Below are 21,889 nucleotides of genomic sequence, written 5' to 3' on the forward strand. Positions count from 1 at the left end.
AAGGTGGCGCAAGGAAAGGACGACGTCATGGCAAGCCTGCGCACGGAGAGGATCGCTCTCCACGGCTGCCGTTCTGGCCGCGGGCCCGCGACGCTTGGCCAGCGCAGCATCTGGACCGACATCGAGTACATGATGCCCGACACCTCGTTCTACAACTCGGTCGTACCGGTGGAGATCGCTCCGGGCATCGACATGGATCGGGTACTCGCGGGGCTGCGCGCCCTGGTCGAGCGCCACGGTGCCCTGCGAAGCCTCTTCTCGGTGGACGCGGACGGAGAGCTCGTCCAGGAGATGGAGGCCGGGGGGGAGGTCGCCGTGGAACTGTGCGAGGCCGTGAGCGGTCAGGACGACGACCTGTATGGTCTGGCCACGGACCTGGAGGCCCGGATCAAGGGGTACCGCTTCGACCACGCGGCGGAGTGGCCGATCAGGGTCGGCGTCGGTGTGCTGGACGGTGTTCCCCTTGTGGTCCTGCTGTCGGTCTCCCACATCGCGACCGACTTCCCCGGGCTCCGCCTGCTCGCTTCCGAACTGCACGCGATCGTGCACGGCGCGGACGTGGGGCCGCCGCCCCTCCAGCCGCTCGACTTCGCGGAATGGGAGCGCTCCCCCAAGGGGCGGCGCATCCAGGAGCGGTCTTTGCGGCACTGGCGGCGCAGTCTGGAGGCGATGCCGCCGAAGCTGCTGGCCGAAACCGGTGGTGCCGCCGAGCGACCGCGCTATCCGACGGTCTGGCTCCGTTCGAGGGCCGTGGCGATGGCCGCCGCGGCCCTGGGAGCCCGCTGCGGTGTGGGCAGTTCGGCCGTGCTGCTGGCCGCGACGGCGCTCCTGCTCGGCCGTGCCGCCGGGGAGCCGGGTGTGACGATGGTGCTCATCGCTGGCAACCGGGGACGTCCCGAACTGCGCGACTACGTGGGAAACCTCGCACAGGACGTCCCCGCCGGCATCGACCTCACCGGTGGGGACTTCGCGGCCGTCGCCCGCAGTGCGTGGTCCTCCTCGGTGAACGCCTACCGCAACGCGCGCTGCGACCGGGCGGAGACCACACGACTGCGCGAAGACGTGGCCGGGGAACGCGGCACCGGCCTGGACCTGGCCTACTACTTCAACGACCTGCGTCCCGTGGGCCGCCAGGAGTCGGCGGACGGTGTCCCGACGGCCGGTCAGGTCAGGGCCGCGCTGCCGGGCACGACCACCGGTTCCAGGGGCGGGGCCGAGCGTGACAACCTGACGGTCTTCCTGAACGTGGCCGATGCGGGTGGGGAGGGGGTGGAGCTGACTCTGAGGGCCGACTCCCTGCGGCTCGGATCACCAGCGATGAGGGATTTCCTCCTGCGGTTCGAGGGACTGCTCGTGGCGGCGGTCGAACACGGCGAGGACAGTGCAAGCGACCACCTCCTGAAACTAGCCGAGGCCCGGGTGTGAGCCGCTCCGCCCCGGCCGGCCGGGGCGGAGCACGCCACACGACGCGGGGCACCCCCTCCTCCTGGCAGGGAGGGGTTCGCCAGCCGGGTGCCCGGCCCCGGGAGGCGGAGTCCGGGCCTTCCGCGAGCGCGGGCGTCCGGGCTACCCGACGAACCCGCCGAGGGAGTCGAGTACTTCCGCCCATCCGTCGTGGAAGCTCCCGTCGCCCTCGAACCCTTCGACGCCGCGCAGGTCGAACGTCATGCGCGTGCCCCCGGAGGCCGGTTCGAGGGTGACGGTGACGACCGGGGTGTCGTCCGGGTCGCCGTCCGGGTGGCCCCAGGTGAAGGCCAGGCGCTCGAACGGCACGAGTTCGCGGTACACGCCGCCGGTGACCACCTTCTCGCCGGTGGTGTCGTTGACCATCGTGTACGTGTAGCGGCCGCCCACCCGCGGGTCCATCTCCACGGTCTCCCGGGGCGTGCTGGTGCCTCGGGGGTGCCACCACTGCGCCGCCGCGTCGGGGTCGGTCCAGGCCTTCCAGACCTCCTCGGGGGTGGCGTCGAACGTGCGGACGAGTGTGAGGCCCTTGGTCGTGTCGATCATCGCTGCTCTCCTTCTCCGTCGTCGCCGGTCCCGCGGTCGGGTCCCCGGCGGTTGCTGAGGTGCTCGTCGAGCCGGTCGAACCGCTCGGTCCAGTCGGCGCGCTGCCGCTCGATCCACGCCGCCGCCTCGTCCAGGCAGAGGGGGGCGAGTGAGCAGTCGGTCCACTGCCCCCTGCGGTCCCGTGTCACGAGCCCGGCCCTCTCCAGCACCGCCAGGTGCTGGGAGACGGCGGCCCTGCTGACCGGGTAGTGCTCCGCCAGGTCGCTCACCGTGAGGGAACCGCCGCGGAGCCGCGTGAGGATGTCGCGGCGCGTCGGGTCCGCCAGCGCGGCGAACTCCCGACTGAGCCTGTCCCGGGCCGTCATGTAAGTACCTTCTTACCGTAAGCAAGTGCTTACACGTTAGCCCGGGAGGCGGCGCCGGTCAAGGGACGCCGTCTTCCGCGCACGTCCTGCCCGGGGCCGGTCACGTCAGCGCGGTCACGGGGCCGTCGGGCCGAGCACGCTGCCGTCCGGGCCGGTGAGGACGGCGAGGCGTCCGTCGGGGGTGCCCTCGGGGGCCGGCGCCGCGGTCCCGCCGAGCCCCTCCTCCGCCACCGCGTCCTCCTGCGGTGGGCTCGCTGACCGCCGACACCGGAACGGGGGCGGGGCCCTTGTCTTTACGGTCCCCGCCCCTTCGGGGGTCAGCCGTTCGCGTCGCGGCGCTCCCGGTGGGACCGCAGCAGTTCCCGGTACCAGTGGTAGCTGTCCTTGGGCGTGCGGGTCAGCTTGTCGTAGTCCACGGAGATGATGCCGAAGCGCCTTTCGTAACCGTAGGCCCACTCGAAGTTGTCCAAGAGCGACCAGACGAAGTAGCCGCGCACGTCGACCCCGGCCGCGATGGCGTCGGAGAGGGCGTGCAGGTGGTCGTGGAGGTAGTCGATTCGGTCCGCGTCGTGCACGACCCCGTCGGGGCCCGGCTCGTCCGGTTCGGCGGAGCCGTTCTCCGTGATGTGGATCGGCGGCAGCTCCGGGTATCGGCGGTGCAGGTCCACGAGCAGGTCGGTGAAGGAGGAGGGAACCACCGGCCACCCCATGGTGGTGTGCCGTACCCCCTCGATCGGTACTTCCGCCACCCCGATGTCCACGGCGGTCCGGGCCGACTCCTCGGGGAGCGGGGCGTCGCGGAGCTGGATGGGGCGGTAGAAGTTCAGTCCGAGGAAGTCCAGCGGCTGGGCGATGACCGAGAGGTCGCCGGGTTCGCGGTAGCTGCCGTCGGCCATCGGCCCCCAGGTGGCCTCCTCGTTGTCGGGGTAGGCACCGCGCAGCAGGGGGTCCAGCCACACGCGGTTGTGCAGGGTCTCGGCGCGGTCCACCGCCGCGGCGTCCTCGGGGGAGTCGGTCGCGGGCAGTAGGCGGTCGGGGTTGAGGGTGATGCCCACCTCGGCCTCACGGCCGTGCGCGGCGGCCGAGGCGCGCAGCTCCACTGCCGCCAGGCCGTGCGCGAGCAGCAGGTGCTGGGCGACGGCCAGGGCTGGGGTGCCTTCCCTGGTGCCGGGGGCGTGGCGGCCCACCGCGTGGCCGACGAACGCGGTGCAGTGGGGCTCGTTGAGGGTGATCCAGCGCTTGACCCGGTCGCCGAGGTGGTCGGCGACCACGCGCGCGTAGGCGGCGAAGTGGTGCGCGGTGCTCCGGACCCGCCAGCCGCCGCGGTCCTCCAGGGTCTGGGGCAGGTCCCAGTGGTAGAGCGTGGCTACCGGCTCGATGCCTGCCTTGTGCAGGGCGTCGACGAGACGGTCGTAGAACGCCAGGCCCTCGGGGTTGATCTCCCCGGTGCCGTCGGGGAGGACGCGCGGCCAGGCGATGGAGAAGCGGTAGGTGTCCACGCCCAGCTCCCTGAGCAGGGCGACGTCCTCCTCGTACCGGTGGTAGTGGTCGCAGGCGACATCGCCGCTCTCGCCACGCGCCACCTTCCCGGGGACACGTGAGTACGTGTCCCAGATGGACGGGCCGCGGCCGCCCTCCTGCACGGCGCCCTCGATCTGGTAGGCGGCCGTGGCCGCTCCGAAGAGGAATCCCGGCGGGAACTGGGGAAGTGCGCTGTCGGTCATGGTGCCTTCCATGTGTTCGGTGGTGCCGCGTGGTCGGCTCAGTAGCCCGCGGACTTGTCGACGACGTTGTGCAGAGGCCGTCCCTGGACGAACCGCTCCAGGTTCTCGACGAAGATGTCCAGCCCCCGGCGGCGCGTTTGCGCGGTCGTGGCCCCGTTGTGCGGTGTGACGATGGTGTTGGGCAGGTCCCAGAAGGGGCTCTCCTCGGGGAGCGGCTCATGGCCGTGGGCGTCGAGCCCCGCTCCGGCGATCCACCCTTCGGTGAGGGCCCGCAGCAGGGCCCGGTCCCGCACGATTCCGCCGCGCGAGACCACGACGAGGTGCGCCGTCTCCTTCATCGCCCGGAGTTCGGCCTCACCGATGAGGTTCGCGGTGCCCGGGGTGTCCGGTGCCGTGACGACGACGAAGTCGGACTCGGCGAGGAACCGGTGGAGCCGTTCCGGCGGGTGGACGGTGTCCACACCGGGTGCGGGGAGGCCGGCTCGCCGTCGCAGGCCCACCACGCGCATGTGGAAGGCCCGCGCCTTGGCCGCGAGGTCGAGGCCGGAGTGCCCCAGCCCGATGATGCCGCAGGTGAGTCCGGCCAGTTCACCGTGTTGGAAGCGCTCCCATCGGCGTTCGGACTGGGCCTTGGCCCAGCGCGGGGCATCGCGGTTGAGCATGAGCATGAGCATCATTGCGTGCTCGGCCAGGGGGACGGCGCCGTTGCCGACGGAGGAGGTGAGTTCGGCGGAATGGGAGCCCAACCCGGCCGCGAGTTCGCTGTTCACCCCTGCCGCCCAGCTGTGTACCCACCGCACCGCCGCCGCCCGGTCCAGCTCCTGCGCGGTCGGTGACCCGGCGATGGCCGTCGCCGAACCCAGCAGGTCGGAGCGGTCGCCGAGCCGCGGCGCGAACTCCACCCGGGCGGTGCCCGCGGCGTCCCGGATCCTTTGTTCTTCCTCGGGCTCGAACCGCCCGCTCACCAGTACTGGTCCGTGCTCGGGCACCAACGATCACGCCCTTCGGTCGCTCTGCTAATTTGATGGCTGATTGGTCCGACCGGTCTGGTGAGTATAGGGAAGGTGTGTGGGGGATGTCACGAGGGGGTCGTCCGGTCTTCCGGGCCGTCGAACGTTCCAGGGTCTACTCCTCCGTCGCGGACCAGATCCTCGCCGGTGTGCGGTCGGGGGCCTTCCCCGTCGGAGCGCCGCTGCCCGCCGAACGCGTCCTGGCCGAGCAGTTCGAGATCGGGCGCGGTTCGGTCCGGGAGGCGATCCGCGTGCTGGAGCACGCCGGGGTGCTCGACGTGCGGGTGGGCAGCGGCACCTACGTCGTGGGGGACGGGGGGTCCCGGGAGGGCGCGCTCCGGGCCCGCGCCGCGGTGGTCGGCGAGCACAGTCCGCTGGACCTGATCGTGGCCCGAGCCTCGGTGGAGCCGACGTGCGCCGAGTACGCGGCCCAGGCCAGGAACTCCAACGACCTCAAGGTCCTCGAAGAGCTGGTCCACAGGCAGGAGGAGGTCCTGCGGGAGGACGGGAACCCGTCCACGGTGGACGCCGACTTCCATCTCGCGGTGGCTGCCGCGTCCCACAACAGCGTCCTCTTCTCCCTGCAGCGCAACCTGGTCGACCTCATGGGGGAACCGATGTGGAGGGGGCTCAAGGGCCGCTCGCTGGGCAGGGAACACCAGTCCGAGCGCTACCTTGACCACCACCGGCAGGTCTTCCTCGCGATCGAGCGCCGCGACCACCGCCGAGCCCGCCAGCTCATGACCGTGCACATGAGTGAGATCGAGACGGCTCTGCTCGCGGAACTGGGCACCTACCCGGACGACCAGGGCGCCGCCGACGGCTGAGCCCCGCGCTGTCGGTTGACAGGGGGGCTCCTTCCCGCCTAGCTTCTGCATCGGTCGGGTGGTAAGACCAATTGTTCTTGGTCGGACCACTGCTACACCGCACCCGAGGAGAGAACCGTGGCCCCACCCCGCTATGCAGTGAACTGCTCGATCATGATGAAGGACCGGCCGCCGAAGGAGCGCCTCGCGGCCGTGCGCGAGGCCGGTTTCGAGGCGGTGGAGTTCTGGTGGCCCTTCACCACCCCCGCCCCCGGCCCCGGCGAGGTCTCCGACTTCGTCGAGACGGTCCGCGCCTCCGGCCTCCGGCTGGTCGGACTGAACCTCTATGCGGGGGACATGCCCGGAGGTGACCGGGGCGTCGTCTCCTGGCCGGACAGCGCGGGGGACCTGCGCGCCAGTGCGGCGGTGGCCGTCCGGATCGGCGAGGAGCTGGGCTGCCGATCCTTCAACGCCCTGTACGGGAACCGCCGCGCGGGCATCTCGGCCGCCGAACAGGACGCGGCCGCGATCCGGGCGCTGGGTGCGGTCGCCGAAGAGGTCGCGGGCATCGGCGGGCAGATCCTGATCGAGCCGGTCAGCGGCGCTCCGGACTATCCGCTGCTGACCGCCGACGACGCGGTCGGGGTGATCGACGCCGTCGAGCGGGAGACCGGCGCGGACAACCTGCGCCTGCTCTTCGACCTCTACCATCTCGCGGTCAACGGGGACGACGTGCCGACGGCGCTCGCCCGCCACCGCGACCGTGTCGGCCACGTGCAGGTAGCCGACGCGCCGGGGCGCGGCGGTCCCGGCACGGGCGAGCTTCCGCTTGCCGACTGGCTCGCGGCCATCGAGGAGGGGGGCTACTCCGGCTGGGTCGCCCTGGAACACACGGGGGAGGGGGCCGATCCGTTCGGTTGGGAGGCTGGCGCCGGTCTCCCGGGGCTGCCCGGCCCCGCGGGCGCGTGAGCGTTTCCCTTTCCCGCCCGCTGACGCGACGGCGGCACAGCTGCGGACCGGGTCCGCATCCAATCGATCAAGGAGTTCATGGTGAGTAAGCAGACGACGGCGTTCATCGGTCTGGGCGTGATGGGTGCCCCCATGGCCGCCAACCTCGTCCGGGCCGGCTTCGACGTGGTGGGCTACAACCGCAGCGCCGGCAAGCGCGAGGCCCTGGAGCGCTCCGGCGGGCGGGCGGCCTCCTCGGTCGCCGAGGCCGTGGCCGGGGCCGACGTGGTCATCACGATGCTGCCGGACTCGCCGGACGTGGAGTCCGTGGTCTTGGGGGAGGGCGGCGCCCTGGATCACATGCGTCCCGGCACGGTGTTCGTGGACATGAGCACGGTCCGCCCGGAGACGGCGCGGGCCGTCGCCGAGGCCGCCGTCGACAGGGGCATCGAGGCTCTGGACGCCCCGGTCAGCGGCGGTGAGCAGGGGGCGGTCGAGGCCAAGCTCTCGATCATGGTGGGGGGCGGTGCCGGGGCCTTCGACCGGGCCCGGCCGGTGCTGGACGCCCTCGGCACCACGGTGGTCCACGTCGGACCGGCGGGGGCGGGGCAGACGGTCAAGGCCGCCAACCAGCTGATCGTCGCGGGGACCCTGCAACTGGTCTCCGAGGCCCTGGTCTTCCTCGATGCCCACGGGGTGGACCGGGAACGCGCGGTGGAGGTCCTCTCCGGAGGGCTGGCCGGGAGCACGGTGCTGGAGCGCAAGGCGGCCTCGATGCTGGCCCGCGAGTTCGCGCCGGGGTTCCGGGTGGACCTGCACCACAAGGACCTGGGCATCGTGACGTCCGCGGCGCGCGAGGCGGGCGTCGCCCTTCCGTTGGGCGCGCTCACGGCATCGCTGGTGGGTTCACTGCGGGCGCAGGGGCGCGGCAGCCTGGACCATTCCGCGCTGCTGTTGCAGGTGGAACAGCTCTCGGGGCGTGAGGTGGAGGAGAGGGGCTGACCTCGACCCCTCGCATAGGCGCATTGTCAGTCTTGAAATCTTGCCTGACAATGTGTCTATACTTGCCTGCCTCTGTCGCGAGGAGTCTCCGGTGCACCCAGGTAGCCCGGGGCCGCGCCGAGGTCGATGAGAGGACCAGCCACATGGCACAGGGTGTGACCGGAAACGGACCCCAGAGTGCGGCGGGTGCCGTACGGGCACCAGACTGGCACCTGGGGGCGACCCGGTGGACGCAGCTCACGCTGACCGAGAACGACCCGGGCCGCTTCGACCCCGAGTACTGGATCGACATCATGCGCGAGACCAGGTCCAACGCGGCCTGTATCAGCGCGGGCGGCTACATCGCCTTCTACCCGACGGACATCCCGTACCACTACCGCAGCTCCCACCTCGCCGACACCGATCCCTTCGGTGCACTGGTCGACGGGGCCCGCAGCCTGGACATGCACGTCATGGCAAGGGTCGACCCGCACGCCGTGCACCCGGACGCGGCCCAGGCGCGCCCGGAGTGGTTGGCACGCGACGCCGACGGCAGCCCGAAGGAGCACTGGGGCTATCCCGACATCTGGCTCACCTGCCCCTTCGGGAGCTACAATCGCGAGTTCATCACCGAGGTGGCTCGGGAGATCGTCACCCGCTACGACGTGGACGCCGTCTTCGCCAACCGATGGCAGGGCCACGGTATCTCCTACAGCGAGACGGCCCGGCGCAGCTTCCGTGACGAGACCGGCTACGATCTCCCCCGGTCCGAGGGGGACACGTCCGACCCCGCCTGGCGTGCCTACGTGATCTGGCGGCGCCGCAAACTGAGCGATCTGGTCAGTCTGTGGGACCGGGCCGTGCGCGACGTCCGGCCGCACGCGCGGTTCATCCCGAACCTGGGCAGCATCGCCGCGCGCGACCTGGACCGCGACATGCTGGTCAAGCACTTCCCCTTCTTCCTCATCGACAAGCAGGGTCGATCCGGGGTCGAAGCACCGTGGTCCGCCGGCCGTAACGGCAAGAGGAGCCGCGCCGTCTTCAGGGACAGGCCGGTAGGACTCATCACCTCCATCGGGCCCGAGCACCACCAGCACCGTTGGAAGGACTCGGTCGCGCCCGGGGCCGAGACGGCCACCTGGATCGTCGACGGGTTCGCACAGGGGGCGTTCCCCTGGTTCACCAAGTTCAACGGGATGGTCCCCGACCCCCGGTGGATCCGGCCCGTGTCCGAGGCGTTCGCACTGCACGAACGGCTGGAGCCCGAGTTCACCGGCCGCACGATCACGGCGGACGTCGCCCTCCTCGAAGCCGCGGGGCCCGAAGCGGCGCGTACCGGCGGCCGGGCACACGAAGAGGGCTTCTACCACGCGCTGGTCGAGGCCCGCATCCCCTTCGAGCTCGTCGCCGAACAGAACCTGACCGTGGAGGAACTCTCCCAGTTCAAGGTTCTGGTCCTGCCCGACGCCGAGCGTCTGAGCCTCGAGCAGTGCCGCACCATCCAGGACTACACCGAGTCCGGCGGCAGCGTCGTCGCCGCCCACCGGTCTTCACTCGACGACGAGTACGGGACACCGCGGGCCAACTTCGGTCTGGCGGAGGTCTTCGGAGCGGACCTGAACACCCCCGTCCGGGGACCGGTGAAGAACAACTACATCGCCCTCACTGAGGAGCACCCGCTCACCGAGGGGTTCGAGGGCGCCGAGCGCGTCATCGGCGGGACCGAGCTCATCGGAGTGACCGCGCGCCCGGGCACCGAGGTGCCTTTCCGGTTCCTGCCCGACTACCCCGACCTGCCGATGGAGGAGGTGTATCCCAGAGCGGAGCCCGACGCCCCGGCAGTCCTGACCAGGGAGCTTCCCGGAGGTGGGCGTTCGGTGTACGCGCCGTTCAACCTCGGGGCCCTCTTCTGGGAGGCCCTGCAGACGGATCACGGCCGGATCATCGCCAACGCCGTCCGCTGGGCCCTGGGCGGCGAGGAGAGGGTGCGGGTCACCGGCCCGGGCCTGGTGGACGTGGCGGTGTGGGAGAACGCCGACTCGGTCGCCGTCGTCCTGGTCAACCTGACCAACCCCATGGCGCTCAAGGGGCCGGTCCGGGAGGTGATCCCGATGCCCGGCCAGCGTGTGTCGGTGGACCTGCCCGAGGGCATCGCGGGTGCCAGCGCCCGGCTGCTCGTGGCGGGCACCGACGCGGAGGTCACGCTGGACGGGGGGCGTGCCGAGGTCCACGTCCCTTCCGCGCAGCTCATGGAGATGGTCAGCTTCACGTGGACCCGGGGGGGCCGCTCATGACCGGGGGCGACCTGTGGTGGCACCAGCCGTTCCAGATGTTCCAGACCAATCTCAGGGAGATCGACGCTGACCTGGACGTGCACAGGGTCCTCGACTACCTGGAGGAGTTCGGCGCCGGTGCCTGGCTGCTCAGCGTCGGGGGCATCATCGCCAACCATCCCTCGGACCTGGAGTTCCAGACCCGCAACCCGGCGCTGGCACGGCGCCCCTCCGGCGACCTCGTGGGCGACGCGGTGGCGGCCGCGAACGAGCGCGGTGTGCGCGTGCTCGCCCGTATGGACTTCTCCAAGGTCGACCACCGGCGGGCCGAACGGCACCCCGAGTGGTGCTTCACCGGAGCGGACGGCACACAGCAGGTGTACAACGGCCTGACCAGTGTCTGTCCCAGCGGGGACTACTACCAGCGGCACCTCTTCGCCGTGGTCGACGAGGTCCTCGACCGCTACCCGGTGGACGGTTTCTTCTTCAACTGGATGTCCTTCAACGAGGTCGACTACAGCGGGGCGCACCGGGGGACCTGCCACTGCCTCCCCTGCCAGCGCGCCTTCGCCGAGTTCGCTCCCGGCGTCGCGCTGCCGACCGGACCCGGCGCGCCGACCTACCCGGTCTGGAAGCGTTTCGCGGCCGGAGTCCTGGACGATCTCACGGCCCGGGTCAGGGCGCACGTGAGCCGCCGCAGGCCAGAGGCCCCGCTGATCCTCGGGGACCGCGCGGACATCGTCTTCCACGAGGCCAACAACGCGGTCGGCCGCACGCTGTGGCACCACCGGACGGCCGAGCACGTGAGCGCGGCCCGTACCTTCCGACCGCACGTCCCCGTGCTCACCAACTCCGTTGGCTTCGTCGACATGCCGTACCGCCTCGCCGGTGAGGACCCGAACCACTTCGCCCAGTTCCTGGTCCAGGCGATATCGAGGGGGGCGAACCCCTCCACCTACATCATGGGGACCCCCGACGACGTCACCTACGAGTGTCTGGAGACGGCCTCTGAGATCACCCGTTTCCACCGCGACAACGCGGAGGTCTACCGGGACCTGAGACCCTCGGCGCGCGTCGTCCTCGTCCGTCCCGATCCGCTCAAGCTCGCCTCACCGAGGATCGAGGAGGCCACCGAGGAGTTCCGCGGACTGTACTCGTCCCTGGTTGAAACGCACGTCCCCTTCGACGTACTGCCCGAGTCCCGGCTCCCGGACGTGCAGGAGCAAGGGCGGCTGGGCGCGTACGGACTGATCGTCCTACCCGACCTCGGCCCGTTGGCACCGGAGTCGGTGGAAGCCCTGGACCGGTACGTCTCCGGAGGCGGAAGTGTGCTGGGCACCGGCTCCAGCGGCTTCGAGGGGGACGGGTACCAACTGGAGGGCGCTCCGGTGCTGAAGAGGACGGCGGTCCGCGACACCGTGGAGTCCGTGCGGTCCATGCACTTGCGCCGACCCGGCGAAGACGGCCGCGGGCCGAGGGGTGACCTCCCGGTGCTGGGCGCCTTCCACGTCGTCGAGCCCGTCGCGGACGCCGACACCGGCCTTCCGGTCCTGTCCCGGGCACCCTACGGTCCGCCGGAGAAGTGCCACGGCCACCTGCCGCTCGACCTCCACGGTGTCCTGCGCGGCGCGCGGGGGAGCGGGCGCATCACCGTCATGCCCTGGACCCCGGGCCGGGCCTACCGCCAGGTGGGGATCGGGGGCCTCCGGAACGTCTTCGTGGACGAGGTGACCCGCACGGCAACCGGGCCCGTCCGTGTCGAGACCGACCTACCCGAACAGGTCGAGGTGGTGCTGGGCACATCGGCGGCCGGGGGAGTGGTGCACCTGGTCAACCACTCCGGTGACGTGCCCCAGGGCTTCCGGGCGCCGCTTCCGGTCGAGGGGCGGCGGCTACGCGTTCCTTGGTGGACCGAGCAGCCGGACTGGGCCCTCCGGGCGGCTACCGCGCTCGACGGAGAGAGCGGGGCGGCGCTGCCGCGCATCGGCCTGTTCGAAGTCCTGGTCGCGCGACCGGCCGATCGCGGCGTGTAACTTTGTCAAACAAGTATTCATGAATTATTGACATACTAGATTTGTCCCGGAAGTATGTCCTGTGAGGCTGCACACTCACTCGGGTGACATCCCCCGCAGCGAAGGGAATGTGATGAAGAATTTCAACCGGCGCTCGTTTCTGGCGTTGACTGGTATGGGTGCGCTGGGCGCCACCGGTCTCATGGCCGGCTGCGGCAGCGGATCCTCCGGGGCCACATTGCGCTACGCCTGGTGGGGAAACACCGTCCGCCAGCAGAACTACACCCGGGCCCTCGAGGAGTTCCAGGAGGCGCACCCCGAGATCACCGTCGATCCGGAGTTCGCTGAGTACGGTGCCTTCCAGGAACGCATGACCACGCAGATGGCCGCCCGTAACGTCGCGGACATCTTCTGGATCGCCTCCTCCCAGGTCATGACCTATGAAGCCAATGGTCTGTACCGTCGGCTCGACGACATCCCCACCCTCGACCTGTCCGACTACAGCGACGACGACATCGCGTCCTTCTCCTTCGACGGCGAACTCCTGACGATGCCCCACGGGGTCTTCGCGCCGGTCACCCGGTTCAACGAGACCTTCCTCGAAGAGGACGGGGTCGAGCTGCCCGGCGAGGGCTGGACCTGGGACGAGCTCTCGGAGTTCCTGATCGACTACGCCGCGGACAACCCCAACGGCCGCCGCGGGGCGAGCTACACCCCCGACCAGGACATGGCTCTCGAGGCGTGGCTGCGGCAGAGGGGCCAGGACCTGTGGACCGAGGACGGCTCCACCGGGTTCGACGCGGAGGCGCTCGGCGACTGGTTCGAGTGGTGGCGCGTCCTGCTGGACGAGGGCGCCGTGCTGAGCCTGGGGGAACAGGAGGGTATGCAGCCCGACTTCTCCGCCGTCGGCGACAGCATCCTGCTCAACTTCGGCAGCTCCAACCACATCATCGACGAAGCGGCCATGTTCCCTGACTACAAGTACCGGCTCCGCTCGGTGCCCGTCGGGGAGGGAGCCGCGGACGGTCACCGATTCCTGTACTTCCCCCGGCTCGCCATCTACTCGGGCATCGACGACGACCGGGTCGAGGCGGCCGGCCAGCTGGTCAACTACAACGTCAACAACAGCGACTTCCTGCGCACCGTGGGGCTGACCATGGGAGCCCCGCCCAACCCCCGGCTCCTCCAGGAAGCCTACGAGTTCGCCTCCGAGGACGAGGTGGAGATGCTGGGGGTGGTCGAGGCCGTCCGTGAGGAGGAGCGGCGCCCCCGCTACGAGGCCCCTCCCGGCACCGGCACCTGGCGAGAGGCCCTGTCCCGTGCCTCGGAGGGCATCGCGCTGGGCAACGCCGGGGTGTCGGAGACCGCCGAGTCCCTCATCGCCGAGATCCAGTCCGGCATCGACCAGGGGGCGTAGGGCGTGGCATCGCTGCTTAAGCGCCGCGCGCCGTGCCCGGGGTCCGTTGAGCGCCGCCGGGGGCGCGCGGCCTACGTCTTCCTGATCCCCTGGCTCCTCGGACTGGGCCTGGTGACCGCGGTCCCCCTGGGGGCCTCGCTCTACCTGGCCTTCACCGACTACAACATCCTCGGGACGCCGTCCTTCACGGGACTGGACAATTTCGAACGGATGATCGGCGACGAGCGATTCTGGGCGGCCTCATCAGTCACCGCGCGGTACGTGTTCATCTCTGTTCCGCTGCAGCTGATGTTCGCCCTGCTCCTGGCGGTGATGCTGGACCGAGGTCTGCGCGGGCTGCCCTTCTACCGGGGCGCTTTCTACCTGCCGTCGCTGCTCGGGGCGAGCGTCGCCATCGTTATCCTCTGGCGGGAGATCTTCGGTCACAACGGGCTGGTCAACGACGTGCTGGCCTTCGTGGGGATCGAGGGCCAGAGCTGGCTCCAGAACCCCTCCACCGCGCTGTCCACCCTGATCGTGCTCAACGTGTGGACCTTCGGTTCCCCCATGGTCATCTTCCTGGCCGGTCTGAGGCAGATCCCCGAGGAGTACTACGAGGCCGCGAAGGTCGACGGGGCCTCACGGATCCAGCAGTTCTGGCACATCACCGTTCCGATGCTCACGCCCATCATCTTCTTCAACCTCATCCTCCAGACCATCGGTTCGTTCCAGACCTTCACCCAGGCGCATGTCATCAGCGGCGGTACCGGAGGGCCGGTGGACTCCACGCTCTTCTACACGCTCTACGTGTACCAACAGGGGTTCAGGGCGTTCGACATGGGTTACGCGTCTGCGCTGGCGTGGGTCCTGCTCCTGGTCATCGGCGCGGTGACCGCCCTCCACTTCATCCTGTCCAAGTTCTGGGTCTTCTACGGAGACGACTGATGATCGATGCCGCATCCGTTGCGAGCGCACGCGGTCAGCGGCAACGCCGCAGGCGGCGGTCCGCAATGCTCAAACACGCCGGCCTGCTGGCCCTCCTGGCCCTGATGATCTACCCGCTGGTGTGGATGGCTGTCAGCGCCTTCAAACCGGCGCACCTCATCCTCACCGAGCCCGGACTGATCCCCAGCGAGACGACGTTCGAGAACTTCCGGGACGGCTGGCACGCCCTCAACCGGCCGTTCTCGGTGTTCTTCCTGAACTCGCTCGTCGTGACGGTCGGGGCCATCCTCGGGAACCTGTTCTCGTGTTCGCTGGCCGCCTACGCGCTCGCCCGGCTGGAGTTCCGGCCGCGGCGCCTGTTCTTCGGGATCACCCTGGTGTCGGTGATGCTTCCGATGCACGTACTGATCGTCCCGCAGTACATCTTCTTCGCACAGCTCGGGTGGGTGGACACCTACCTGCCGCTGCTGATCCCGAAGCTGCTGGCCACCGACGCCTTCTTCATCTTCCTCATGGTCCAGTTCATCCGGGGCATCCCCCGCGACCTGGACCGCGCGGCGGAGATCGACGGCGCCGGCCCTTTCCGGGTGTTCTGGCACGTGATCCTGCCGCTCATGCGCCCGGCGCTGGTCACGACGACCATCTTCACCTTCATCTGGACCTGGAACGACTTCTTCACGCCGTTGATCTACCTGACCTCGACGGACATGTACACCGTGCCGGTCGCCCTCAGCTCCATGGTGAGCTCGGAGAGCCAGCAGGGGATCGGGATGCTGTTCGCGATGTCCCTGGTATCGCTGGCCCCGGTGATCGTGTTCTTCGTATTCGCGCAGCGCTACCTGATCCGCGGCATGGCCACCAGCGGTCTCAAGTAGAAGGGCCTACTCCTTCTCGTCCGCCTCCTGGGACTCGGCCTCCAACCGGTCCAGGAGGCGGCGTCGAGCGTGTTCCAGGTGTTCGGCCAGGCGCAGGGCGGCCTGGTCGGGCCTGCGCCCGCGGATGCTCTCCAGGATCGCCGAATGCTCGTGCGCCACGGTGCTCGACCGCGTGGACCGGTGTGCCTGGAACCGGCCCATGGTCAGATGCACCTCGCCCATGATCAGCTCGTGCATCCGGCTCAGCCGCTCACTGGCCACACCGGCGACCAGGGCTGTGTGGAAGGCGATGTCGGCGTCCACCTGCTTCTCGAAGTCGCCCTCCCGGGCGGCGGCCTCGATCAGCAGCTGGGCCTCCTCGGCTTCGGACGGCACGAGCCCCTGGCCCGCCAGGAAGGTGACAGCGGAAGACTCGATGGTGCCCCGGGCGAAGAACAGGTCCCGGATCTCGTCCGCGCTGAACTCGGGGACGACCGCGGTCTTGTGCGCGGTCCGACGGAGGAGCCCGAGCATGGTCAGGCGCTCCAGGCACGCCTTTGCCGTGGGGCGCGCGACGTCGTACTCGTTGGAGATTCGCTGCTCGGTGAGCTTCTCGCCAGCGGAGATCTCCCCGTTGACGATGCGGCGCCGCAGGGACTGGTACAGGGCGTCGGTCAGGGATGAGGGTGCGAGTGCGAAATTGGCCTGTCGGTTCACGCGTTCATGGTGCCACAGCCAAGTCTCTGACACATACATCTGTCTGACCAGTTCACCAGTACTACAGCAGGTGAGAAGGTGTCCCCCGGTTTCCTGTGAGCACGGACACAGCGCCTCTTCGGCGGGCGGGGCGGGTGATGATGGTGGTTCCGACTCACAAGGACTACCTGGAGATTCCCGGCGGGTACAGGGAGCACTGTTTCGTGCCGGCGTTTATTGGAGGCTCTCAACCCTGGGAAGGATGAGAGACATGCCAGCACCGAGGAAGTACCCCGATGAGCTGCGCGAACGCGCCACCCGGATGGCCGTGGACGCCCGCCGGAACCCAGCCACGCGCCCAGGAGCGATCGCCCGGATCGGCGACCGGCTCGGCGTCAACCGGGAGACCCTGCGCAACTGGGTGAGACAGGCCGAGGTCGATGCCGGAGACCGGCCCGGGACCACCCCGACCAGGCCCAGCGTCTGGCCGAGGCGGGGGCGGTGGCCTCGGTCGGGTCTACCGGCGATTCCTATGACAACGCCCCGGCCGACGCGTTCCGCTCCTTGTTCAAGGCCGAGTTAATCCGTAACCGCGGGCCATGGAGGGGGCTGGACGGGGTGGAGATCGCGGTGGCCGAGTACGTGGACTGGTTCAACCACCGCCGACTGCACGGCGAGATCGGTCTGCTCCCGCCGGCGGAGTTCGAGGACAGCTTCTATGGGCAGTGGGCCGGGTCAACAGAAGGCGAAGCGTTGGTTCCAAGCCTCCAATAAACCCGGCACGAAACACCGGTCCATTACGCCCTCACTCCTATCACCACACCGTTGGCCCCGGGGGCGTCGAAGTGAACCGTACGCACCTGGGCGCAGCCGACGTCGCGCAGCCAGCCCGCGTACTCGGCCGCCGTGTAGTTCCGACCCCAGGTGCCAACCAGCATGTTCATGCTCATCAAGGCCGCGTCCACCGGGCCGGACTTGTCGTCCGCGACCAGTAGCTCACTGATCATCACGGTGCCACCGGAGGGCAGCACGTCCATGCAGGAGGCGAGGATCCGCCGGTTCTGCTCCTCGCTCCAGTCATGCATGATCATCGACAGCAGTACGGTGTCGTGGCCGGTCGGCAGCGGATCAGTGAAGAAGTCGGCGCTCGTGGTACCGATCCTGTCGGACATCCCGGCAGCCTCGATCCGATCCCGTGCCAGGTTGCACACGTGTGGCAAGTCCAGCACCGTTCCGCTCAACCGTGGGTGTTGCCGGCACAGCTCGATCATCGTGTGCCCCGCTCCGCCACCGACGTCGAGGATGCGCCGTACGCCTGACAGGTCCAGCGCCTCCGCCATCCGGCGAGCTGTGAACGTGGAGAACGCGCGGAGTCCTTCCCAGAAGAACTGCGGGCGATTGCCCTCCTCGAACATGTTCCGGTCTGGGTCGGGCACGGGTTTGCTGGGTGCGTCGGCCCGTACCGCTTCGGTGGCGCGCAGCCAGCCAGGCGTGGTGTACTCGGCCACCATGCGTACGTAGTCACCAAAGTAGTCGGGTCGACCGGGCACCAGATAGTGGTCGGCCACGGCACCGTTACGGTAGCGCCCGTCGTGCAGCTCCAGCAGGCCCAGCGCGGTGCACGCGGTCAGCAGGATCTCGGCGGGACGCTCGCCGATGCCGAGCCGGTCGGCCAGTTCGGGGGCGGTGGCCGGACCGGTGGCGAGCGTCGCGAACACCCCGATCTCGATCGCCGCGGTCAAGGTCTGCGACCGCCACAGTCCGGTCGCCAGATCGATCAGCAGGGCCGGCTGCGGCGCTGTCGACCCAGGCGCGGTACTGCCGCTGAGGGTGGGGCCGGTGGTCATCTCAGTGCTCCTTCTCGGTGCGGAACCGTACCGGTACCCGGTCGAACATGATGTGCCGACCGTTCTCGAAATGCAGCTCGCCGGGTCCGTCCAAGTCGAACACCGGTAGCTGTGCCAGTAGGTCCAGGACCGCGACGAACTCCGCCCGTGCCAAGTGCACGCCCATGCAGTGGTGGATGCCGTGCCCGAGGCTGAGATGGTGGTGGGAGTTGCCGCGGTCGGGGTCGAACACGTCGGGATCAGGGAACTTCTCCGGGTCTCGGTTGGCCAGGTCGAACAGCAGTACCACCCGGGCATCGGCCGGGATGACAGTGCCAGCGATGGTGACCTCTCGGGTGGTGACCCGCGTGAACCGGTCGGTCGGGCACCAGCGGCGTAGTGCCTCCTCCGCGGTGGCCAGGCGCAGCTCCGGCTCGCGGCGCAGCCGCAGTTGCAGCGCGGGATCCCCAGCCAGGGTGTGCACCAGCCGCGTGATCGAGTTCATCGTGTTGTCGTGTCCGGCAATGCAGAAGCTGACGATGATCGAGTACAACTCCTCGTCCGGCAGCGGCTTGCCGTTCTGCCGCATCGCCACCAGTCGAGTAAGGTAACTGCCGTCCGGTTCGGCCCGTACACGGTCGATCTCCTCGGACAGCAGGGCATGGAAGGCGGGCCAGAACTTGCTCGCGTCCCGGTCGGTCGAGATGTACTTCCACATCGTCCGCGTCGCCTCGCGGACCCGGCTGCGGCAGGACTCGGAGAGCCCGAAGGCGACGCCCAGCACCTCGATCGCGAACGGCTTGGCCAGCTCGGCCATCAGATCGCCGTGCCCGCGCTCGACCACCGGTGCCAGCAACCGGGCCGTGATCTGGCGCAGCTCCGGTGTCAACGCACCGACCGCGTCCCGGGTCACCGGGGAGGCCATCCGTTCACGGATCTCGGTCTGCTGCGGCGGGTCGTAGTCGATCGGGGAGAACATCGGCATCCCCTCGGCCCGGGGGAAGTGCACGCCCCGGGCCGAGCTGAATGTGCGCCAGTCCGTCAGGGCGGCGCGTACATCCGCGTAGCGGGACAGGATCCAGATCCCGCCGTACGCGGGTGGCCAGGTCACGCCGCGGTCACGGATCTTGCTGTTGATCCGCTCCGCGGTCTGCGGGGTGTAGCCGGGGTCGTGATGGTCGAATGCGGTTACCAACCGGTCGGTGTCGTGCGTGGCCTCGGTGGTCATGACGGCCTCCGGGTTTGCGTATCTGAGGGGTTCGGCGGAGCTGGGGTGTCCTGCGGACCGTAGGTGTTCGATGAAGCTGTGGACGGTGGCCAGCGTCGCCGGGGGTGATCGGGGGGAGCGCGGACCCTGCGGCGCTGGTGTTGGCCGAGATCAGCCGGGCCAGGGCACTGATGGTCGGATCGTCGGCCAGATCGGTCATCTCGCCCCGGACGCCGAGGTCCTGCTCGATCCGGCCCTGCAACCGGACCAGCAGCAGCGAATCCCCACCGAGCTCCAGGAAGTGGTCGTCCGCGCCGACCCGCTCCACCTGGAGCAGGTCGGCGAACAAACGGGCCAGTTCGATCTCCGTACCGGGGCTGGGCGCCCGCCACGCGCGCGCCGGGTGACCGCGCTTCCAGTCCGCGGGCGGCAGCCGACGGCGGTCGATCTTGTTGTTGGTGTTCAGCGGAAGCTCGTCCAGCTGCACATAGGCGACCGGAACCATCCAGTCCGGCAACCGTCCGACCACATGGTTGCGCAGCTCCAGTGGGGCGATCTCGCGTTCACTGACGAAGCAGGCCACCAGCTTGCGCTGATCACCGTCCATCGTCGCCACCACGGCGACCTGTCGAACATCCGGATGCAGGCCGAGCGCCCATTCGACGTCGCCCAGTTCCACCCGGTGGCCGCGGATCTTCACGATGCCGTCGATCCGGACGTGGTGCTCCAGAATGCCATCGGAACGGAACCGACCGGCGTCTCCGGAACGGTAGATACGACTGCCTGGGGCACCGAACGGGTTGGGACGGAACCGGTCCGCAGTCTGCGCCGGATCCCCTAGATATCGCAGGCTCAGACAGTCCGAGCCGATCCACACCTCGCCGATGCCGTCGCCGACTGAGGTCAGACCGTCCTCCTCCAGCAGATGCACGGTGACCCCGTCGATTGGGCGACCTACGGGCGGGGCGGCTTCACGGTCGGCGTCGGTGGCCGTGGCGGGTGTGCACCGGTCGGTCCACGGATAGCAGGAGTTGGCGATCTGGAACGCCTCCAAGCTGCCGTAGGAGACGGCGACCTCGAACGGCAGGTCGGCCGGACCCCACCGGTTCAGCCGGTCGCCGCCCAGAGTGAGCAGTCGCAGGTTGCACTCGCGCGGCCAGGGCAGGTTCTGCAGCACTTCGCCCACAGGGGTGATCACGAAGCTCTGGGTGATCCGCTCGGACAGCAACCAGTCCCGCAGTGCGGGAGGGGAGGCGATCACGACGTGCGCGCCCTGCCAGAGCAGGCCGCCGACCTCGTGCAGTGCGATCCCGGCACCGGCCGCGCCCAGCCAGGAACCTCGGTCGGCGGCGGTGGTGGCGTTGATCGTGGCGCTACGGGCGGCGCTGAGGGCCAACCAGGAGTGCTGGGCCAGTACGATCTTGGCCTCACCGGAGGAGCCCGAGGTGAACATGGCGTAGGCGAGCTCCTCTCGACTGGGCAGCGGACGCGGGTCGGGCACGGCCTCCGTGGTGGGGACACCCGCGTCGAGCGTGAGCACGGGCAGTCCTTCGGGCACGGAGGGAAGCGGGTTGCCGGTGCGCAGGGCGGGGGCAGAGGTCACCACGGCGACAGCGTGTCCGGCGCGGAGTGTCCGGTCGAACCGCTCAGCTGGGAGGGCCGGATCCAGCGGCATGCAGACACCACCGGCCTTCAGCCAGCCGAGCATGCCCACCACCCATTCCACGGACCGGCCCAGATACGTGGCGACCAGGTCGCCACGTCGCACTCCCCGGTCAGCGTCCCGTGTATGGCCCCGGGTCGGCGTGTGGTGCCACATGCCGAACGGTTTGTTTTTTCGTTGTGCCAGGGTGGCGGTCTCTCGATGGCCGACTGACCGCATTGATACGGGCAACGGCTCCGTGGGTACTCAGAGTAGTTGACGTTGCTGCGCCGATCAAGTCTCTGATAGTGCACCTCTTCCTCTGCGTAGACCTGTCACAGGTGCTGCAGAGGATGTCGATGTCGGCTCCTCGGGTCGCACATGCGCACCGGAAGCACCTCCTGCGTTGTGCGGCATCTGCAGTAAGAGCGAATATTCCCTTAGCCGTATTGGTTGACGATCTGCAAGGAGATTAGGTCCTTAGCGTGTGGTCAATTTGCACATTACTGCTGTGATCAGCAATTTCATTCCTGGCGTGTCCGGATGTGGCCAGGTTCGATTGCCTGGCTGTGGTGTCGGTAACGACAGATTCCGATCCTGTCTGCCCCCAAATGGAAGGAATTTCATGGACGCGATCAACCGGATCGCTGCCGTTGCCGGTACGATGGCCCTTTCTTTCAGCCTCATCCCCACCGCCCACGCTGACCCTGCTGCCCCCGCTGAGCCCGCAGTCGCACCTCCCGAGGCCCTGAACTTCTCCCAGGGAAGCTTGCTCCTGGAGAACACCGGTACCGCTCAGACTCAGGAAGGGATGGGGGCATCGGCTGCCTGCATCTTCTACACCAGGGGAGACCACGTCCACATCTCCTCGTCCGCCTTCGAAGCCTCTGGGCACGGTGGTGTCATACCGTCGTAGCAACATCACAGGTCACAGGGGTTGCTCATGCCAGAACGACGGATGCTCACCCTCGCTGAACGCGAGGAGATCGCGCTCGCCAACGCGCGAGGAGAAGGCGTACGAGCCATCGCCCGGCTGGTCGGCCGGGACCAGTCGGTGATCAGCCGCGAGCTGGCCCGCAACACCAGCAAGCGCGGCTACCGGGCCACCACCGCCCACCAACGCGCCAAGGCCCGCCGGGCCCGCCCCCAACAGCGCTTGATGGACACCGACCCGGTGATCCGCCAACGGGTCCT

At 69.1% G+C, this 21,889-nt stretch carries 19 protein-coding genes and 1 pseudogene; 12 read left to right on the top strand and 8 right to left on the bottom strand.

The genetic code is table 11. The features are described from left to right. Nucleotides 1-27: 27 nt before the first annotated feature. Nucleotides 28-1,425 carry a condensation domain-containing protein gene (locus B042_RS22665; protein WP_051415591.1) on the top strand — a complete coding sequence of 466 codons (1,398 nt, stop codon included), beginning with the start codon at nucleotides 28-30 and terminating at the stop codon, nucleotides 1,423-1,425. Nucleotides 1,426-1,566: 141 nt separating this feature from the next. On the opposite strand, the gene B042_RS0109885 is transcribed toward B042_RS22665, so the two are convergent. The 4 genes from B042_RS0109885 to B042_RS0109905 form a co-directional block, all read right to left on the bottom strand. Further along, the gene (locus B042_RS0109885; protein WP_028648152.1) at nucleotides 1,567-2,010 is read right to left on the bottom strand and encodes an SRPBCC domain-containing protein; all 444 of its coding nucleotides are present in this window, start codon (nucleotides 2,008-2,010) and stop codon (nucleotides 1,567-1,569) included. Continuing rightward, nucleotides 2,007-2,375 carry a helix-turn-helix transcriptional regulator gene (locus B042_RS0109890; RefSeq protein WP_028648153.1) on the bottom strand — a complete coding sequence of 123 codons (369 nt, stop codon included), beginning with the start codon at nucleotides 2,373-2,375 and terminating at the stop codon, nucleotides 2,007-2,009. The genes B042_RS0109885 and B042_RS0109890 overlap by 4 nt, the downstream gene beginning before the upstream one ends. Nucleotides 2,376-2,692: 317 nt before the next feature. After that, nucleotides 2,693-4,099, bottom strand: coding sequence for a GH1 family beta-glucosidase (locus B042_RS0109900; protein ID WP_028648154.1), 1,407 nt, complete (start codon nucleotides 4,097-4,099; stop codon nucleotides 2,693-2,695). Between the two features lie 38 nt (nucleotides 4,100-4,137). Next, entirely contained in the window at nucleotides 4,138-5,064 is a 927-nt protein-coding gene (locus B042_RS0109905; protein ID WP_036554474.1) for a D-2-hydroxyacid dehydrogenase, read from the bottom strand. Nucleotides 5,065-5,174: 110 nt separating this feature from the next. Here B042_RS0109905 and B042_RS0109910 point away from each other — a divergent pair, with 110 nt between their 5' ends. The 8 genes from B042_RS0109910 (at nucleotide 5,175) to B042_RS0109945 (ending at nucleotide 15,345) form a co-directional block, all read left to right on the top strand. After that, nucleotides 5,175-5,936, top strand: coding sequence for a FadR/GntR family transcriptional regulator (locus B042_RS0109910; RefSeq protein WP_028648156.1), 762 nt, complete (start codon nucleotides 5,175-5,177; stop codon nucleotides 5,934-5,936). A 117-nt stretch (nucleotides 5,937-6,053) separates the two neighbouring features. Beyond that, on the top strand, nucleotides 6,054-6,884 hold the full coding sequence (locus B042_RS22670; protein ID WP_231493903.1) for a hydroxypyruvate isomerase family protein: 831 nt from the start codon (nucleotides 6,054-6,056) through the stop codon (nucleotides 6,882-6,884). A 78-nt stretch (nucleotides 6,885-6,962) separates the two neighbouring features. Further along, a complete protein-coding gene (locus B042_RS0109920; RefSeq protein WP_028648157.1) occupies nucleotides 6,963-7,865 on the top strand; it encodes a 2-hydroxy-3-oxopropionate reductase in 903 nt (300 codons plus the stop codon). 143 nt (nucleotides 7,866-8,008) lie between these two features. Continuing rightward, nucleotides 8,009-10,138 carry an alpha-amylase family protein gene (locus tag B042_RS0109925; RefSeq protein ID WP_028648158.1) on the top strand — a complete coding sequence of 710 codons (2,130 nt, stop codon included), beginning with the start codon at nucleotides 8,009-8,011 and terminating at the stop codon, nucleotides 10,136-10,138. Next, nucleotides 10,135-12,150, top strand: coding sequence for an alpha-amylase family protein (locus B042_RS0109930; RefSeq protein ID WP_028648159.1), 2,016 nt, complete (start codon nucleotides 10,135-10,137; stop codon nucleotides 12,148-12,150). The genes B042_RS0109925 and B042_RS0109930 overlap by 4 nt, the downstream gene beginning before the upstream one ends. A gap of 112 nt (nucleotides 12,151-12,262) precedes the next feature. Next, the gene (locus B042_RS0109935) at nucleotides 12,263-13,546 is read left to right on the top strand and encodes an ABC transporter substrate-binding protein (RefSeq protein WP_028648160.1); all 1,284 of its coding nucleotides are present in this window, start codon (nucleotides 12,263-12,265) and stop codon (nucleotides 13,544-13,546) included. A 3-nt stretch (nucleotides 13,547-13,549) separates the two neighbouring features. After that, on the top strand, nucleotides 13,550-14,470 hold the full coding sequence (locus B042_RS0109940) for a carbohydrate ABC transporter permease (RefSeq protein ID WP_036554480.1): 921 nt from the start codon (nucleotides 13,550-13,552) through the stop codon (nucleotides 14,468-14,470). Beyond that, a complete protein-coding gene (locus B042_RS0109945; protein WP_028648162.1) occupies nucleotides 14,470-15,345 on the top strand; it encodes a carbohydrate ABC transporter permease in 876 nt (291 codons plus the stop codon). Before B042_RS0109940 ends, B042_RS0109945 begins: the two co-directional genes overlap by 1 nt. 6 nt (nucleotides 15,346-15,351) lie before the next feature. Here the strand turns inward: B042_RS0109945 and B042_RS0109950 are convergent, their stop codons facing one another. After that, nucleotides 15,352-16,041: a GntR family transcriptional regulator gene (locus B042_RS0109950; protein ID WP_036554483.1), complete on the bottom strand. Its 690-nt coding sequence runs from the start codon at nucleotides 16,039-16,041 to the stop codon at nucleotides 15,352-15,354. 456 nt (nucleotides 16,042-16,497) lie between these two features. Here B042_RS0109950 and B042_RS22675 point away from each other — a divergent pair. Beyond that, nucleotides 16,498-16,794 (top strand): annotated as a pseudogene (locus B042_RS22675) (integrase core domain-containing protein); the annotation flags it as partial. A gap of 23 nt (nucleotides 16,795-16,817) precedes the next feature. On the opposite strand, the gene B042_RS0109960 reads toward B042_RS22675, so the two are convergent. Genes B042_RS0109960 through B042_RS22680 form a run of 3 tightly spaced genes read right to left on the bottom strand, consistent with a single transcriptional unit; the run spans nucleotide 16,818 to nucleotide 20,821 of the window. After that, nucleotides 16,818-17,867, bottom strand: a complete 1,050-nt coding sequence (locus B042_RS0109960; protein WP_081748702.1) for a methyltransferase — start codon at nucleotides 17,865-17,867, stop codon at nucleotides 16,818-16,820. A gap of 1 nt (nucleotide 17,868) precedes the next feature. After that, nucleotides 17,869-19,074 (bottom strand): cytochrome P450, encoded by a 1,206-nt coding sequence (locus B042_RS0109965; protein WP_028648165.1) that lies wholly within the window; start codon nucleotides 19,072-19,074, stop codon nucleotides 17,869-17,871. Beyond that, complete coding sequence (locus tag B042_RS22680) at nucleotides 18,965-20,821, bottom strand: non-ribosomal peptide synthetase (RefSeq protein ID WP_051415594.1); 1,857 nt, start codon at nucleotides 20,819-20,821, stop codon at nucleotides 18,965-18,967. Before B042_RS22680 ends, B042_RS0109965 begins: the two co-directional genes overlap by 110 nt. 499 nt (nucleotides 20,822-21,320) lie before the next feature. Between B042_RS22680 and B042_RS0109975 the strand changes: the two genes are divergently transcribed. Together B042_RS0109975 and B042_RS0109980 are read left to right on the top strand one after the other, a co-directional pair. Continuing rightward, nucleotides 21,321-21,611, top strand: coding sequence for a hypothetical protein (locus B042_RS0109975; RefSeq protein ID WP_028648166.1), 291 nt, complete (start codon nucleotides 21,321-21,323; stop codon nucleotides 21,609-21,611). A 27-nt stretch (nucleotides 21,612-21,638) separates the two neighbouring features. Next, the coding region (locus tag B042_RS0109980; protein ID WP_155988988.1) for a helix-turn-helix domain-containing protein at nucleotides 21,639-21,889 on the top strand (251 nt) is incomplete at its 3' end.

Origin of the sequence: Nocardiopsis sp. CNT312 (assembly GCF_000515115.1) — a bacterium.
GTDB lineage: Bacteria > Actinomycetota > Actinomycetes > Streptosporangiales > Streptosporangiaceae > Nocardiopsis.

What these genes read in the sequence shown, in the direction of transcription:
- B042_RS0109925 (WP_028648158.1), top strand. Translation starts at nt 8,009, where the DNA reads ATGGCACAGGGTGTGACCGGAAACGGACCCCAGAGTGCGGCGGGTGCC.
- B042_RS0109945 (WP_028648162.1), top strand. Translation starts at nt 14,470, where the DNA reads ATGATCGATGCCGCATCCGTTGCGAGCGCACGCGGTCAGCGGCAACGC.
- B042_RS0109920 (WP_028648157.1), top strand. Translation starts at nt 6,963, where the DNA reads ATGGTGAGTAAGCAGACGACGGCGTTCATCGGTCTGGGCGTGATGGGT.
- B042_RS0109935 (WP_028648160.1), top strand. Translation starts at nt 12,263, where the DNA reads ATGAAGAATTTCAACCGGCGCTCGTTTCTGGCGTTGACTGGTATGGGT.
- B042_RS22665 (WP_051415591.1), top strand. Translation starts at nt 28, where the DNA reads ATGGCAAGCCTGCGCACGGAGAGGATCGCTCTCCACGGCTGCCGTTCT.
- B042_RS0109890 (WP_028648153.1), bottom strand. Translation starts at nt 2,375, where the DNA reads ATGACGGCCCGGGACAGGCTCAGTCGGGAGTTCGCCGCGCTGGCGGAC.
- B042_RS0109930 (WP_028648159.1), top strand. Translation starts at nt 10,135, where the DNA reads ATGACCGGGGGCGACCTGTGGTGGCACCAGCCGTTCCAGATGTTCCAG.
- B042_RS0109885 (WP_028648152.1), bottom strand. Translation starts at nt 2,010, where the DNA reads ATGATCGACACGACCAAGGGCCTCACACTCGTCCGCACGTTCGACGCC.
- B042_RS0109975 (WP_028648166.1), top strand. Translation starts at nt 21,321, where the DNA reads ATGGACGCGATCAACCGGATCGCTGCCGTTGCCGGTACGATGGCCCTT.
- B042_RS0109900 (WP_028648154.1), bottom strand. Translation starts at nt 4,099, where the DNA reads ATGACCGACAGCGCACTTCCCCAGTTCCCGCCGGGATTCCTCTTCGGA.
- B042_RS0109910 (WP_028648156.1), top strand. Translation starts at nt 5,175, where the DNA reads ATGTCACGAGGGGGTCGTCCGGTCTTCCGGGCCGTCGAACGTTCCAGG.
- B042_RS0109960 (WP_081748702.1), bottom strand. Translation starts at nt 17,867, where the DNA reads ATGACCACCGGCCCCACCCTCAGCGGCAGTACCGCGCCTGGGTCGACA.
- B042_RS0109965 (WP_028648165.1), bottom strand. Translation starts at nt 19,074, where the DNA reads ATGACCACCGAGGCCACGCACGACACCGACCGGTTGGTAACCGCATTC.